At 56.8% G+C, this 14,793-nt stretch carries 13 protein-coding genes; 6 read left to right on the top strand and 7 right to left on the bottom strand.

Translation table 11 applies throughout. The features are described from left to right. Positions 1-327: 327 nt before the first annotated feature. The 3 genes from H6G62_RS05820 to H6G62_RS05810 all read right to left on the bottom strand — a co-directional run bounded on the left by H6G62_RS05820 (position 328) and on the right by H6G62_RS05810 (position 3,351). Entirely contained in the window at positions 328-1,332 is a 1,005-nt protein-coding gene (locus H6G62_RS05820; protein ID WP_190493173.1) for an adenosine deaminase, read from the bottom strand. A gap of 168 nt (positions 1,333-1,500) precedes the next feature. Next, a complete protein-coding gene (locus H6G62_RS05815) occupies positions 1,501-1,794 on the bottom strand; it encodes a hypothetical protein (protein ID WP_190493172.1) in 294 nt (97 codons plus the stop codon). A 21-nt stretch (positions 1,795-1,815) separates the two neighbouring features. Continuing rightward, positions 1,816-3,351 (bottom strand): bifunctional aminoglycoside phosphotransferase/ATP-binding protein, encoded by a 1,536-nt coding sequence (locus H6G62_RS05810; protein ID WP_190493171.1) that lies wholly within the window; start codon positions 3,349-3,351, stop codon positions 1,816-1,818. Between the two features lie 304 nt (positions 3,352-3,655). Between H6G62_RS05810 and H6G62_RS05805 the strand changes: the two genes are divergently transcribed. The 3 genes from H6G62_RS05805 to H6G62_RS05795 all read left to right on the top strand — a co-directional run bounded on the left by H6G62_RS05805 (position 3,656) and on the right by H6G62_RS05795 (position 7,195). Continuing rightward, positions 3,656-4,654, top strand: coding sequence for a cytochrome c oxidase subunit II (locus H6G62_RS05805; RefSeq protein ID WP_190493170.1), 999 nt, complete (start codon positions 3,656-3,658; stop codon positions 4,652-4,654). A gap of 188 nt (positions 4,655-4,842) precedes the next feature. Next, on the top strand, positions 4,843-6,486 hold the full coding sequence (gene ctaD / locus H6G62_RS05800; RefSeq protein WP_190493169.1) for a cytochrome c oxidase subunit I: 1,644 nt from the start codon (positions 4,843-4,845) through the stop codon (positions 6,484-6,486). A 112-nt stretch (positions 6,487-6,598) separates the two neighbouring features. Continuing rightward, positions 6,599-7,195: a heme-copper oxidase subunit III gene (locus H6G62_RS05795; protein ID WP_190493168.1), complete on the top strand. Its 597-nt coding sequence runs from the start codon at positions 6,599-6,601 to the stop codon at positions 7,193-7,195. A 28-nt stretch (positions 7,196-7,223) separates the two neighbouring features. Here the strand turns inward: H6G62_RS05795 and H6G62_RS05790 are convergent, their stop codons facing one another. The 4 genes from H6G62_RS05790 to H6G62_RS05775 form a co-directional block, all read right to left on the bottom strand. Next, positions 7,224-7,997 (bottom strand): hypothetical protein, encoded by a 774-nt coding sequence (locus H6G62_RS05790; RefSeq protein ID WP_190493167.1) that lies wholly within the window; start codon positions 7,995-7,997, stop codon positions 7,224-7,226. A 91-nt stretch (positions 7,998-8,088) separates the two neighbouring features. Continuing rightward, entirely contained in the window at positions 8,089-10,785 is a 2,697-nt protein-coding gene (locus H6G62_RS05785; RefSeq protein ID WP_190493204.1) for a TIGR03960 family B12-binding radical SAM protein, read from the bottom strand. A gap of 254 nt (positions 10,786-11,039) precedes the next feature. Further along, positions 11,040-11,348 (bottom strand): STAS domain-containing protein, encoded by a 309-nt coding sequence (locus H6G62_RS05780; protein WP_190493166.1) that lies wholly within the window; start codon positions 11,346-11,348, stop codon positions 11,040-11,042. Positions 11,349-11,986: 638 nt separating this feature from the next. Continuing rightward, the gene (locus tag H6G62_RS05775; protein ID WP_190493165.1) at positions 11,987-12,412 is read right to left on the bottom strand and encodes a hypothetical protein; all 426 of its coding nucleotides are present in this window, start codon (positions 12,410-12,412) and stop codon (positions 11,987-11,989) included. Between the two features lie 284 nt (positions 12,413-12,696). Here H6G62_RS05775 and clpS point away from each other — a divergent pair, with 284 nt between their 5' ends. From clpS to H6G62_RS05760, 3 genes are all read left to right on the top strand, one after another. After that, positions 12,697-12,984 (top strand): ATP-dependent Clp protease adapter ClpS, encoded by a 288-nt coding sequence (gene clpS, locus H6G62_RS05770; RefSeq protein ID WP_190493164.1) that lies wholly within the window; start codon positions 12,697-12,699, stop codon positions 12,982-12,984. 110 nt (positions 12,985-13,094) lie between these two features. Further along, positions 13,095-13,871 carry a CPBP family intramembrane glutamic endopeptidase gene (locus tag H6G62_RS05765; RefSeq protein ID WP_190493163.1) on the top strand — a complete coding sequence of 259 codons (777 nt, stop codon included), beginning with the start codon at positions 13,095-13,097 and terminating at the stop codon, positions 13,869-13,871. 174 nt (positions 13,872-14,045) lie between these two features. After that, positions 14,046-14,693: a Uma2 family endonuclease gene (locus H6G62_RS05760; RefSeq protein WP_190493162.1), complete on the top strand. Its 648-nt coding sequence runs from the start codon at positions 14,046-14,048 to the stop codon at positions 14,691-14,693. Positions 14,694-14,793: the final 100 nt, after the last annotated feature.

The raw sequence follows: 14,793 nt of genomic DNA, 5'->3' as shown, positions 1-14,793 counted from the left end.
CGTCAGGATTCCCCGCCAAAGTTGCTGTCTCCAAGCCCTGCATCCCGCCTCGATTCTTGGCCAAACTATCGCCATTCCACCGATCTCTTGGCCACCGAGCCACTGCTTACTCACGCCCACGTTCTCCTTACTGTGCGTTCTGTTCCTTTCTATTAGGCCACAGATGGGCAACAGGTAGACCACAGAGAGCCGCAAAGGGAACCCCAGACCATCACCAATAAGCAACGACGTGCGCCCCGATATGCGCCCCGATGCACACCTAAAAACAGCACAGCGACGGGATCACCCGTGGGGGCATAGCTTCAGGGGACGATCCCACGGGCAAACCTAGGTCACTGCCGCCGCTTGGGCAATCTCTTCGAGGAAGCCTTGCCTTTGGTCATCGCTGAGGAAGGCGGCTTTGAAGGAATTTTGGGCCAGGGTCACCAGATCCTGGGAGGTCAGGGGCAGGGCATTGGTGATGGCGGCCATGTTTTCGGCCATGTAGCCCCCAAAGTAGGCGGGGTCGTCGGAGTTGACCGTCACACACAGGCCCAGATCGAGCAGGTGCTTGAGGTTGTGGTGGGCAATCTGATCAAACACACACAGCTTGACGTTGGACAGGGGGCAAACCGTCAGGGGAATTTGGTGTTCAACCAAAAAGTCCACTAGGGCCGGGTCTTCCACACAGCGAACCCCGTGGTCAATGCGGGAGACCTTCAGCAACCGCAGCGCCTCCCAAATGTATTCCGGTGGCCCTTCCTCCCCAGCATGAGCCACGGTAAGCAAGCCCTCGGCTCTGGCTCGGTCAAACACGGCCTGAAACTTAGCGGGAGGATGCCCCATTTCCGAGGAATCTAGCCCCACCGCCAGGAAATGATCGCCGTAGGGGAGAGCTGCCTCCAGGGTGGCCATGGCTGCTTCGGCACTGAGGTGGCGCAAAAAGCAGAGAATCAACCCCGAAGATACCCCCAGCCGTTCTCGCCCATCTCGCAGCGCCTGGGTGATGCCGTTGAGCACCACAGGAAAGGGAATGCCTCGGTCGGTGTGGGTTTGGGGATCGAAAAAGATCTCCGTGTGGCGCACCGATTGGGCGGCACATTTTTGCAGATAGGCCCAGGTCAGATCGTAGAAATCCTGCTCCGTTTGCAAAACCTGCGCCCCGGCATAGTACAAATCCAAAAAGGATTGCAGATTCTCAAACTGGTAGGCCGCCCGCACCGCTTCCACCGAATCGTAGGGCAGCGATAGGCCATTGCGCTGGGCCAGGGCAAACATCATCTCCGGCTCCAGGGATCCTTCAATGTGAATGTGGAGTTCGGCCTTGGGCAGAGTCAGCAAAGAGGAGGACATAGCAGGTACCACGCAAGGATAAGTGGATCGGGTGATGGCGGAGATCCTGGGAGTGCCGAAGGTTTGGCCGCAGCGGGGTTGAGATTAGCTCAAGCGATTGGATCGCTGCTCCCTGCAAGTGCCCCGTCCTCGGCATCGCAAAGGGCGGTCAACTAGGGATGGCTTGCCCTAGCGACGGCGAGGGCCGGGGTAGCGGCTTTCAGTACGGCGAAAGAAACCGCGAAAGGGCAGACGGCTGGGGGTTTCGCGCAGTTGGCGGCTAAATTGCCGAATCGGGGCGGGTAGTTCCACCTCCTTCGGTTCGCCACCGGGGGAAACCCACCAGGTGGCCACAATGCCCCCGGCCATCCCCGCAACGGCCCCAAACACCACGCTGGGGATAGGGCCATAGCCTAGGATTAAAAACAACAGCAAGAACAGCAGCCAGATTTTGAGGGTAGGTGGCCCCATTTCGTTGCCCATGGCGCAGATCCTCGCGGCGGATTATGACCCAACTATAGCGGCGATCTGGGCCGACACATCACCCGTTGTATCCAGGGTTTTCACCCAGGGCTGTTCGGCCTCGGTGAAGGGTTCCATCACCTGTTGTTGGAGGACGGCGACATTGGCGTCGGCAATATCCCCAGAGCGTTTCTGTACTCGGTCTTCCAGGATTTCCGGCGGTGCGGTGCAGTGCAGAATTTGGGCTGAAATCCCCGCCGTCTGAGCCTGGTCTAGGGCGGGCTGGCGCAGGGCTTGGCGGTCGTACTTGGCATCGAGCACCACCGTAAACCCAGCCTTGGCTAGGGTGAGCCCCAGTTCCAACAGGCGGCTGTAGGTTTTTTGGGTCATCTCCGGGCTGTAAATACTCTGATCACCCCGTTCCATCAGCGGCACTCCAGCCAGGTGTTTACGCACAGCATCGGAGCGCAGGTGGATGGCCCCGGTTTGGCGGGCGAGTTCGCGGGCGGTGGTGGATTTGCCCGCACCGGATAAGCCCGCCATCAGGTACAGTCGGCTCGTTTGGGGTTGTACCACCTCCCAGGCGAGGCGGTAATAGTGGGCGGCGGTGTCGCTGGCTTTGGCCTTGGCGGCTTCGTCAATGGCGGGGTCGTCCAGCAAGAAGGAGGTTACCTTGGCCCGCACGTAGGCTTGGCGGCTGATGTAGAGGGGCAACAGTGGCAGCCCTTCCCAGTCTCCGGTTTGCTCCACGTAGTGATTCAAAAAGGCGGTGGCCAGGGGGCGGCAATCCTTGGCCAGCAAATCCATCACCACAAAGCCCACGTCGTACATCACATCGACGTAGCGGAAGGGCTCGTTGAACTCAATGCAGTCGAACAGGTAAAGCTGGTTTTGCCAGTAGCAGAGGTTATTCAGGTGCAGATCGCCATGGCAGACCCGAATCCAGTTTTGATCGACCCGCCGCTGAAACAGATCCGCCTGAGTCGCAAAAATACCATCCGTTGCCGCTTGGGTTTCCTCTAGCTGGGCCTGGGTTTGCGGCCCGCCCACATAGCCCTGGGTTTGTTCGTAGTTTTCGTCGAAGGCTTGGCGAATTTGGGCCACGCTGCCAAAGGTGCGGATGTGGTCGTTGGTTTCCGCCGCGAGGTGAAAGGCCGCCACCTGTTCGGCCAGGGTGCGGATCAACTCCTCCGTCAGGTCGCCCCGTTCATACAGAGCACTGAGCAGGGTGTCTTGGGGGAACTGCACCATCTTGACGGCATATTCCACCGCCGGATCGACCCCTAAGCGGTAAGTCTCGCCCTCCTGACCAATGGGCACCACGTCTAGATACAGTTCCGATGCCGTGCGCTGGTTCAGCCGCAGTTCTTCCCCGCAAAAATGCTGCCGCTGCTCTAGGGTGGAATAGTCCAAAAAACCGAAATTCACAGGCTTTTTCACCTTATAGGCATAGTCCCCCGTTAGCAGCACGTAGGAGACATGGGTTTGCATCAGCCGAATCGGCTCCACCACCGGATGGGGGTAGAAACTGGGCTGGCACATCTGCTGAATTAGGGCGGGCAGGGCGGTGTCGGTCATGGGTAGGGATGAACGGGGGAATACAGGTAATTTAGACAGACAGGAGAGGCTCGGTTTCCCATCCTAACGCCCCAGCGCCCCTGAGGCACCCGCTATCCCAGGAAGACCCCAGGCAGACCGGGGCTGGTTTGTAGATTTTTGCTACGACTTTAGCGCAGACAGTCTAAAACAAATCCAAAGTTTTGCCGACACCGCAAGGCTGGGGTCTTAGGATGCCATAGAGCAACGCCCCTATTTTTTAGTAGTCGCGTTAAATTCCGCCTTTGCCACTCTTACCCTCGCGCCTCCCTTGTGGAGATCGGCTATGCAAAAAATTCCGGCCCCTTTCTGGACTCTGATCATCGGGGTTATTGTGACTCTGATCAGCCTTTGGTATGGGCAAAATAACAACCTTCTGCCTGTTCAAGCCTCGGAACAAGCGCCCCTGGTGGATGACTTTTTTAATGTCATGGTCACCATTGGCACGGCCCTGTTCATTGTGGTGCAGGGTGCCATTATCTATTCGCTCATTCGGTTTCGCCGCCGCAAAGGGGACGACACCGATGGCCTCCCCATCGAGGGCAATCTGCCCCTAGAGGCGTTTTGGACAGCCATCCCCGCCATTATTGTGGTCGGGTTGGGCCTCTATAGCGTCGTGGTGTTCCAAGACATGGGCGGCTTTGCCCCCGGTGGTCACCACCATGGTGGCGGCATGATGATGGCCCAAGCCCCCCAGAAAACCATGGTCGATGTGGGTTCTCCCATGATGGCCCAGGCCGGAGATGGTAATAAAGAACGCCAGGTCTACGGCTTTGGGGCATCGCCCATGGTGGAGGGCAATCAGCCTGACCTAACGGTGAACGTTACCGGGATGCAGTACGCCTGGATTTTCCGCTACCCCGACACGGGCATTGTGGACGGTGAACTCCATGTGCCCATCGGTCAGGATGTGCAGCTCTTGATTGAAGCCCAGGATGTGATCCATTCCTTCTGGGTGCCCCAATTCCGGCTCAAGCAAGACGCCCTGCCGGGACAACCCGCCGAACTGCGCTTTGTGGCCACTAAAGAAGGCACCTATCCCGTCGTCTGTGCCGAACTCTGCGGAGCCTACCACGGCGGCATGAGAACCCAGGTGATCGTCCATTCTCTGGAAGACTACGCGGCCTGGGAAGCCAGTCGCGTCGCCGAACTACCCGGTGCCTCTGAAACCGTTGCGCTGAATCCCACCACCCTGACCGATGCCGAGTATCTCGCTCAAATCGCCCAAGATATCCCCATTGAAGCCGCCCAAATCGCCCAACTAGCCCGAACCCCCAACCCGTAGGCTGCATAACGCCAAGGCGAGGCTACCGCCAACGCGAAGCAATGCACCGCCTAGCCGTTATCAACGACCTACCCCAACGGCAAAAAACTTGATGGCAAGAATCCCTTGTGTTGGGTGTCGTTAGCGCTTTACCCAACCTACGTCCAATAACCAGTTCCGTATCCAGCCGTTTTTAATCAAACCCCTTTATGGCTCAAGCAGATATTTCCCTCAACAGTCCCGTGGCCCCCCACGGACACCCCGATAAGTGGAAGTGGTACGACTACTTCACCTTTAATGTGGATCACAAGGTGATTGGAATTCAGTATCTCGTCACTTCGTTTTTGTTTTACTTGGTCGGCGGCTTCATGGCGGTGATGCTGCGGACGGAACTGGCTACGCCGGATTCTGATTTCCTCAGTCCTGAACTCTACAACGCCTTTTTGACCAACCACGGCACGATCATGATCTTTCTGTGGATTGTGCCCGCCGCTATTGGGGGATTTGGCAATTACCTAATTCCCCTCATGATTGGGGCTAGGGATATGGCTTTCCCAAAGCTCAATGCCATTGCCTTTTGGCTTAATCCTCCCGCTGGGGCTTTGTTATTAGGCAGCTTTTACTTTGGCGGTGCCCAAGCGGGCTGGACATCCTATCCGCCCCTGAGCGAAATTACCGCCAATGCTGCTCAGACAATGTGGATTTTGGCCATTGTGCTGGTGGGAACCTCCTCTATTTTGGGTTCCGTCAACTTCCTGATCACGATCTGGAAGATGCGGGTTCCCAGCATGAAGTGGGATCAAATTCCCCTATTCTGTTGGGCCATGGTGGCGACCTCCATCCTGGCGCTGTTTTCCACCCCCGTCCTCGCCGCTGGACTGATTCTGCTGCTGTTTGATATCAATTTTGGCACCTCGTTTTTCAAGCCCGATGCGGGCGGCAATGTAGTGGTGTATCAGCACCTGTTTTGGTTCTATTCCCACCCGGCGGTGTATTTGATGATTCTGCCCATCTTCGGCATCATGTCGGAGGTGATTCCCGTCCATGCCCGTAAGCCGATTTTTGGTTATAAGGCCATCGCCTATTCCTCACTGACTATCTGTTTTGTGGGCCTGTTTGTGTGGGTTCACCATATGTTTACCAGCGGTACGCCTCCCTGGATGCGGATTTTCTTCACCATTTCTACCCTCATTGTGGCAGTACCCACGGGGATCAAAATCTTTAGCTGGGTGGCTACCCTCTGGGGCGGCAAAATTCGTTACACCACGGCCATGCTATTTGCGGTGGGGCTGCTGTCCATGTTCGTGTTCGGTGGCCTCAGTGGCGTTACCCTGGGCACTGCACCGTTTGATATCCATGTCCACGATACCTACTACGTGGTCGGCCATTTCCACTACGTCCTCTTTGGCGGTTCGGTGTTTGGAATTTATGCAGCGGTCTACCACTGGTTCCCCAAAATTACCGGACGAATGTTGAATGAAAAACTGGGCCAAGTTCACTTTGTCCTCACCTTTATTGGCACCATCCTCACCTTCACCCCCATGCACGCCCTAGGGATGCAGGGAATGCCCCGCCGCGTCGCCATGTACGACCCCCAATTCACTGACCTCAATCAGTTGGTAACGGTAGGTGCCTACATCCTGGCGGTTTCGGTGATTCCCTTCTACATCAACGTGCTGTGGAGTTGGAGCAAAGGCCCCAAGGCAGGCGATAATCCCTGGAATGCGCTCACTTTGGAATGGACAACCGCCTCTCCCCCAATCATCGAAAATTGGGAAGTGCTGCCCGTTGTCACCCACGGCCCCTATGAGTACGGCCATGACCCAGAGGAGGAATTAGAAACGGTGTCCTAACTGTAGAATGGGCAATGTCCCTCTTTGCCCTAGAAGCAATGCGCCACGCTGAAGATAATGGTGCATTGCTTCGCGAATGCACCCTACGCCCTATCCCCTACTTCTTAACCCTATGCAAGGCACTATCGACTCGGCCACGCCCACTGTCGCCCATGAGGAACATCAGGATCTTCGGGTTCTGGGGTTGCTTACATTTTTGGCCTCGGAATTTTTGATGTTCGCCGGATTCTTTGCCGTGTTTCTGGTGTTCCGTAGTTCCATTGCCGAATGGCCCCCCAAAGAAACCGAGGTGGAGCTTTTGCTGCCTGCGGTGAACACTTTTATTCTGGTCTCCAGCAGTTTGGTGATTAACCTGGGTACCAAGGCCATTAAGAACAATGACCTGGCCAAAATGCGGCTTTGGTTTGGCATCACCGCCGCCATGGGGGCCGTCTTTTTGGTGGGGCAAATCTACGAATATTTGACCCTAGGCTACGGCCTTAAAACCAACCTGTTTAGCAACTGCTTTTACCTGATGACGGGCTTCCACGGATTGCACGTTTTCATTGGCCTGTTGCTGATCTTGGGCGTCCTGTGGCGTTCTCGTCGGGCAGGCCATTACAGCGACCTCACCCACACCGGGCCAGAAATGGCGGAAATCTACTGGCACTTTGTGGATGTGGTGTGGATTGTGCTGTTCACTCTGATCTATGTGTTGACGCTGTTTTAAGCTCTATCAATCCACTGATGGGTGCGGCCTAGGGCTGAGGCGTGGCCGCATTTTCGGCAGCGCTTAAGGTCACAGCGATATCTGTAGAGGATGTCGGATCGGCGGCAGTGGCGGTTTGAATCGCAGGTTGGGGCTGTAGGGCTTGCTGAAGTTGGTTAATGCGTGGGGAATCTACCGTGACTAGGCAGTGGGCCGTGGGAGCCGCCGAGAAGGTGGTGGCGGTGTCCGTAGTGGCTTCACAGGAAAAAATGCCGATCATCCGTGCCGAGTAGCCATTGCTCTGGAAAAACCGCAGGTGATAGCCAAACTCCTGGGCGGAGGTGCCAAACTGGGTGAGCACGCCATAGCGCTGGGGCATGGTCAGCGCTCGCCAAAACTGGCTGTTGATCATGACATCTACCACCTGCACCTCGGAGTCACGCATCCGGTAGGACAACCAGGAATTGACCAAACGGTGCCGCCCTAGTCGGGATGGGATGGCGTCCCGCGTCCACCACATACTCGGCAGGGTCATAGACTCAGCGGAAGCCGAGTCCTGGGTAATTAGGGAGCCAAACTCGATGTGCCGAACAAAGTCTTCACCTTCGGAGCGGCTATTGGTAGGCATGGTCAGGACTTTACAGACCTCTTGGGCAAAGCTGTCCGACAGGTTCGGCATCATCCCCCGTACCGCCTGTCCCTGGCAACACAGCACAGCGTCCGCCCCACAGTGTTCATTGGCTAGAGCCGTTGACGTCGCCCAGGGGCCAAGGGCCAAACCCAGCCCCATCAAAGCCGTACCAAGGCTCAGTTGCCAACCCAAGGCTTTCCTCCTCACCGAGTTAGCGGCTGTCGAGGATGACACTGAACCAACTGGACTAGCGGTAATCATCATGGCCTCTTGCCCTAGGGGGCTACAGATCAGCAAGGTACAGGCGAGAACGGTGCTTGTGGCGAAGCTGCAAGGATTGCCCAGCGGCCTGTTCCACTATCCAGACGACTTGCTCAGGACGCAGTAAGTTCCCATCGTTGCGGCAACTGCCCACCACGCGGATCAGTGCCTCACCGGGTTCCACTTTCAGGTCTGTCACCTTCAATTCTGGCATTGGGGCTAGGGATCCGTCATCGGTAGCGCAGTTCGGGTCAATGGTATTCGGGGCAATGTAGTCGAGTTCGTAGAGCTGTTCCCGGAGGTTGACCATCTGCACCTTGCCGGATTTGGTGGTTTTCTCCCAAAGGATTTCAGGGCGGCTGAGGATATCGGCAATCCAGGCTTCCCAGTCGGGTGTCGTCGGCGTGGGATTTTCTAGACTAACCCGCAGATAGTATTCCGCCCGTTCCAGCAATTTCGTAGCCGCAGGGCTGTCGATGGGCACTTCTTCGACGCTGTAGAGGGGAACTTCGGGCGGCAGTTCCTCCGCGAGGCGCTGCAAAAATTCCTGGGGATCCATGGGGGCTTTTAGCTCAAAGTCCACCACTTCGCCGCTGCTGGTGGCCCCTAGGGGCAGGGCGTTGGCGGGGGAGAGCCTTGGCCCTGGGTGAAAGCCTCCGGTAAAGGAAATCGGCAAACTGGCCCGTCGCAGCGCTCGGTCAAACAGACGCACCAGGTCTAAATGGCCAATCAGCGCCATGGTGCCCAGTTTGCCGAGGGTGACTCGTAACCGCTGCACCCGGTCAGAATCGGGTTTGCCGTGGCCCACAAAGGCGGGGATTGGCGGCGGCGGCACGACGACGTTATGACCAAAGTCTGGCCCACAGACCCCACAGTGGGAGCAGCCCTCAAAGGAGCAATCGGGCACGGTGGCGGCTTCCAGGGCGCGAATCAAATCTTGCTTCAGCCATTCCTTATCAATCCCGGTATCCAGGTGATCCCAGGGCAGGGCGGCGTCCAAATTGGCGTGGGGATTGTCCCCGTCCGTGGTCATTACGTTCCACTCGCCCTGGGCAATTTGGCGATATTTCCAGGTTAGGCCCGCTTCATCGATAGCCTGCGCCCAGGCGTTGAAGGCGTTATCGAGGCTTTCCCACCAGGAATCCATTCCGGCCCCCAGTTCCCAGGCACGGCGCACCACGGCGGAGAGGGATCGATCCCCCCGGCCCACAAAGTCTTCCATGGCGGAAATTCGCACGTCGGTGAAGTTCACCTTGGCCCAGCGCATGGTGTTGAACTCGGCCCGCAGGAGGCTCTGCTTGCGCTTAAACTCCTCGGTAGAGACCGTATGCCACTGAAAGGGCGTATGGGGCTTGGGAGTGAAGTTGGAAATGGTGATATTAAAGGACAGCGGCTTGCGACCCTTGATGTAGCAGGTTTGTCGCAGCCAGCGCACGGTTTCGGCAATGCCAATTACGTCGGCGTCGGTTTCCCCCGGCAGGCCGATCATAAAGTAGAGCTTCACCTTGTCCCAGCCCTGTTCGTGGGCGGTTTTCACCCCCTGGAGCAGTTCTTCGTTGGTCAGCCCCTTATTAATGATGTCCCGCATCCGCTGGGTGCCTGCCTCTGGGGCAAAGGTCAGCCCGGTCAACCGCGTGCCGCCGATGATGTTGGCGATGTTTTCGTCAAAGCGATCTACCCGCTGGCTGGGCAAAGACAGGGAAATGTTCTCGTCCTTGAGGCGGTTCTTTACCTCCACCCCCACCGCTGGTAGGGCCAGGTAGTCCGAGCAGCTCAAGGACAGCAGGGAAAACTCGTTGTAGCCCGTCTTGCGCATCCCGGTTTCGATGGCGTCGATCACCGCCTCCGGTTCCACATCCCGCGCCGGACGGGTGAGCATCCCCGGTTGGCAGAAGCGGCAACCCCGCGTACAGCCCCGCCGAATTTCCACGGTAAGGCGGTCGTGGACGGTCTCCACGTAGGGCACCAACCCCATCGCGTAGGCCGGGATCGGCGTCGCCACCCGCCGCAGAATCCGCTTCGGTACGTCAGGCCGATTGGGATGCACCGAGCCATCCTCGGCCATGTCGTAGAAGCGGGGCACGTAGACACCGGGCACCTGGGCCAAATCCAGCAATAATTCTTCCCGGCTGAGGCCCGCTGCCTTGCCCTCTTCAATCACAAGGCCAATTTCCGGCAGCAATTCTTCGCCATCGCCCAGGGCCACAAAATCAAAGAAATCGGCGTAGGGTTCGGGGTTGGAGGTCGCCGTTTGCCCCCCGGCAAAAATCAGCGGCCAAGATCCGTCCTCAGGGTTGAACGCTCCGGCACTGTCTCGCTCTTGCCAGGTAAGGGGAACCCCCGCCAGGGTCAGCATTTCTAGAATGTTCGTGGCCCCCAGTTCGTAGCTAAGGCTGAAGCCGAGGATGTCGAAATCCGTTAGATTCCGCTGAGATTCCACCGCAAACAGGGGCGTTTGGGTCTCCTTTAATTTGGTGGCTAGGTCGGCGGCGGGCAGATAGGCGCGATCACAAAGCTGCCGGGGCTGGGTATTGAGAATGCTGTAGAGAATGATGTGCCCCAGGTTGGACGCACCGACTTCATAAATTTCGGGATAGGTGAGCACCCAACGCACCGCCGCCTGTTCCCAGGGTTTATGCACCGCCCCCAGTTCGTTGCCCAGGTAGCGGGCGGGCTTATTAATGTCTGGGGTTAGCAGGGTATCGACGGCAACGGGCACGGCAGGCACTCCAGATCGCAGCACGGAAAGACTTTCCTACTATAACGGGGGATTCCCGTTCTTTGGTGCCCCCTGAAGGAACCGATCCCCCAGCAAAAACCTCCACGGTGGGCTCTGCCACGGTGAAGGCTCAGGGAGATAAACAACCTATTGATTCAGCGATTTATATGCCCATCCATCCCTTCAGGGATGAGCCCTTGGGGAATGGAGTGGACTGGATTGCGCTGGCCCAGCGCGACCCCAACGGCTTTGGCCTAAGCCGTGGCCAGGGTGGCATGGGAGATATCTTCAATCATCTCAAAGACGCGGTCTAGCTGGGTGAGTTCAAAGATGATACGAATGGTGGGGGGCACCGCACAGAGGCAGAAGCGCTTGCTGCTCTGGCGAGCCTGCTTGAGGGCCGAGACGAGGGAAATTAATCCAGCACTGTCTAGAGACTCAACACGGCTCATATCTACCACCAGACCAGCGGATTTGTCACACTGGATGCGCTCCACCAAGCTGAGATGAAAATCTTGAGCATTGGCGGCATTGAGAGAACCGTGGGCTTGCACAACAGCCATAGCATTAGTCATAGTCTGCATACCCGATATACTCCTGGTGTGTCCTACGTGATTTTAACGAGTGTAAAGCGTGGTTCCGACATCTACGAAGGTACGCGTCCTTCGTAGAGCGTGGCAACCCTGGACGCTAGAGTTAGCCATATCTTGATGTATTTAGGGAGAATCTCAACGGAGCTTTTCCGTGAATTCACCGAATATAGCTCAAGAAAATCAAAATGTTTGTGACTTAAGTCACTCCATCTTAGGTTTTTGATCCTACCTTCAGAACGGCCACCTCACCCTCCAGATCAGAAATACAGAGACCTCGTTGCATTTAAGTCAACCACGAAATCTCTGCAAGTCAAGGTATCTAAACATACATGCCTGACTTGGTCAGGTTGCTGTGAAGACCTTTCTGACAGAAGTGACCCGCGATCTCCTCAGGCGTGCCCCTAGGGAGGGTGGCTCTGTTTTACCACCTTGGCGGTCAGGCTAGATCCTGGGGGACAACCCAACGATCTATAGGCTTTGCACCAAGGTGATGGCCTATTGTTAATCAGATCCGTGGAATCTCTTACGCAAGATTGCGATTGTTTGCAGAAAGTTCACAAAAATCCCTTGATCGTAAAAATACGGAGGAGTGTAGCCTCTGTATCCGTTTAAATGCGGTCGGTTGAGGCCTGGTTAGGCTGGGAAGCCCCTGCAACCTTTTCCCACAGGCGACGGGTGAACTGCGACACCCTAACGCTGTGGGATGCCGATAGCCATTGATCCGGTCGGTCGGCTAGGGTTGCCAACAGGGTCACAAAGTCGGTATCGAGGGCAGGGCAAAACTGATCGAGGGGCCAGAGTAGATCTGGGGTGGTTGGTCGGTCCGGCCAGCCTTGAGGATCGGGCAGCCCTAGCACCGAAGAGGCCGCGAGGGGCAGGGTTTCTGTCGGCGTCACCAACACCAGCGGCCTCACCCAGGCCAGTTGCCGATCCACCAAAATTTCAATCACCTCAGTGTAAAGCCGACTCTGATCGCAGGTCAGATAAACAATTTGATGGGGCTGAAAGGACGGCGGTTGCAGGTCTTTGATCATGGGAACAGGGGTGGACGCGGGTGGCCCTAAGCGATACTTCAGAATGAACAGGGGGGCGATAGGCTCAGCCTGGGCGGCAAACCTAAGACATGCTGGTCTAGATGGGGCAGAAATGCCAAACCTAGCGTAACGTTTTATGATGAGGGTGAAGGCTCAGGGAAACAACCTAAGGCGCAGGCAAAGACGTTGTTCCGGATGGTCATAGAACCGTCGCCGTGCTGGGTTGAGTCCTGCGGTCAGATCCCCTTGATCCATGCTAATTCTGGGAACCATGAGGTGTTGCTGTGTCGGTTGAAACGATTGAAAAGAAGTCAACCTCAACCATTCGTAAGCCAGCTCCCCGCTACCGGGTTCTGCTTCACAATGACGACTTTAACTCCATGGAATATGTGGTGGAGTCGTTGCTGAAGGTGGTGCCCAGTCTCACCATGCCCCAAGCGGTGGACATTATGATGCAGGCCCACACGGCAGGGGTGGCGCTAGTGATTACCTGTGCCCTAGAACACGCAGAATTTTACAGCGAAGGGTTGTGCAACCTGGGGTTGAGCAGCACCATCGAGCCAGATGAGTAGGCCGAATGAGCTGGATCACAAACTGGATTACAAAAGGGAAATTGGCCCAGTGGCCCGCCCTGATCAGGGTTTTCGTTTTTTTAGGCATCGCGGTAGCCCTTTGGTTTCCCGTGGCTTGGCCCTTCTATCGGCTGTCTAGCCAAGACAAGCTTCCCGGTGGCGATCTAATTCCCACGGCCATGCTCTACCTCGTGTTTTTGGCCCTGTTGCCCCAGTGGCAGCGGCGGGTGCATGGTTTGCGGCAACCCTGGCAGGCCATTGGCTTCACCGGATTCCATCGTCTGGGGCGGGGGTTTGGGCTAGGGCTAGGGATTGGCGTTTTGAGCCTTGTTGCCCTGGGGGGCATCCAGTTGGGGATGGGGTGGGCGGTGCCCAATGCCGAAGCCATCGCCAACGAACCCTGGGGCACGATTATTTTAGGCGGCGCACTCACCGCCCTAGCTGTGGGCTGGTCGGAGGAAGTGTTGTTTCGCGGCTGGCTGTTGGGAGAACTAGAACGGGGGCTTTCCCCTGGGGTGGCGCTGATGACCAACAGTCTGATTTTTGCAGTGGCCCACTTCATCAAGCCTCTGGCCGTGATGCTGCAAATGCTGCCCCAGTTTTTGGGCCTGCTTCTGCTCGGCATAGTTCTGGTGGGGGCGCGACGGGTGGCCCTGCGGCCCGATCCTCGCGAAACTAGCCTGGGGCCAGCGGTGGGCCTGCACGGGGGGCTAGTGTGGATGTATTACGTGCTAAACGTGGGGCATCTGCTCCAGCCAACGGGGCGAGTTCCGGCTTGGGTCACAGGCCTGGATGGCAACCCCCTAGCCGGAGTATTGGGCATTGCCCTGCTGCTGGGCCTAGCCATTGGGTTTCGTCGCTGGGCCGTGCAATCCCAAACGTTCTAACCGTTTATTCCTTGCCACCCGAGAGTAACCACGGCGTCAGTCAGGTGGGTCATGCCCACAATTACCTTTAAGTTGCACTAGCAGGTGTTGCACTTCAACCTTGAATTGGCCCCAGCGTTTAACCAGTGTCCTACGTTAGCCGTCTAGTGTTCTTGTTGTGATCTGGTGTCACCCATGGTTATTTCTACAGCCCCCCCCAAGGTCATTGCTGAAACCCGGATTGCCTTCCATGCCATGACTTGGCAGGGCTACCAGCAAATTCTCCAGGCGTTGCCCCAGAGTCGGGCGGCGCGGCTGGTCTATGATCGCGGTACCCTTGAAATTGTGATGCCCTCAGAACTCCATGAATTTGCCCGAGAATTGATTGGCCTATTTATCAGAATTCTGGTGGCCGAGCTAGGGTTAGCCATCAAAACCCTGGGGTCTACGACCCTCGACCGGGAAGACCTAGATCGGGGTGCTGAGCCGGACAATGCCTACTATATTCAAAACCAGCCCTTGGTGGCAGGGCGCACCGTGGATCTGTCCACCGACCCGCCGCCCGATCTCGTCGTGGAGGTGGATATTACCCACACCGATATTGACAAATTGGCACTCTATGCCGCCCTAGGTGTGGCTGAGTTTTGGCGCTATAACGGCGAAATCTGGCGAATTTATCAGCTTCAGAATGGGGCGTATCAGGACGTAGACCGAAGCCCTACGTTCCCCCAAATCCCGAAGGAAAAGCTCTACGATTTTTTGGCCCAGGCTCAACAGGACGAGGTAGCGGCAGAGCGAACCTTGAGGGATTGGCTCCGATCACCACCTGATCCCAAATCCTAACTGGATCACCCCGATTCCCAGCCCAGCCAACCATAGGGTTGAGGAAACCCCGCCCGCTGATACCGGGAGCAAACAAGCCAGATTGAGGATAAATTCTCAC

The sequence above is a fragment of the Phormidium sp. FACHB-1136 genome, from assembly GCF_014697375.1.
Lineage (GTDB): Bacteria > Cyanobacteriota > Cyanobacteriia > Phormidesmidales > Phormidesmidaceae > Nodosilinea.
This window is presented reverse-complemented; position numbering and strand designations above follow the sequence as displayed.